The 572-nt window shown below is 47.4% G+C and carries 1 tRNA gene and 1 rRNA gene; both read left to right on the forward strand.

Features of this window, described 5'->3' with window-relative positions:
• Positions 1–87: ribosomal RNA gene (locus KW825_RS20250) — 16S ribosomal RNA — on the forward strand; the annotation flags it as partial.
• A gap of 208 nt (positions 88–295) precedes the next feature.
• Positions 296–371 (forward strand) — tRNA-Glu (locus KW825_RS20255).
• Positions 372–572 lie beyond the last annotated feature (201 nt).

Here is a 572-nt window from a genome sequence, read left to right on the forward strand (position 1 = left end):
AGGGCGTTTACCACGGTGTGATTCATGACTGGGGTGAAGTCGTAACAAGGTAACCCTAGGGGAACCTGGGGTTGGATCACCTCCTTACCTTAATGATGACGAAGTTGTTGAGTGTTCACACAGATTGACTTGATTCAAAGTAGTTAGAGCAAAGACCTGATGCGCCAGTGATGTCGCGTCAGTGCTTGTTTGGCTAACGCCAAACGAGAGAAGCCCTTTTGTTGGGTGTTGGGACGTGAATAGCGGCGAAAGCGGCTACCCAAACATCTGCGCGCGAGCGCAAAGACAAATCCGGGTCCCCTTCGTCTAGAGGCCTAGGACACCGCCCTTTCACGGCGGTAACAGGGGTTCGAATCCCCTAGGGGACGCCACTTCTCTTCTTGCTAACAAGAATGCAGACATAAGCATGCGTGTTTATGTCTGTTTTCTTCAGCCTTGTGCTGTTGCAAACATGCTCTTTAACAATCTGGAAAGCTGATTTAAAAAGTAGTTCTCAAACATTTGTTACAAGTGCTTTGGAAACTTCTTGGCGAAAACCAAAATTTATTTTTGGTCCTTGTTGTACGACAACA

The organism is Aeromonas sp. sif2433 (assembly GCF_019218705.1).
GTDB lineage: Bacteria > Pseudomonadota > Gammaproteobacteria > Enterobacterales > Aeromonadaceae > Aeromonas > Aeromonas encheleia.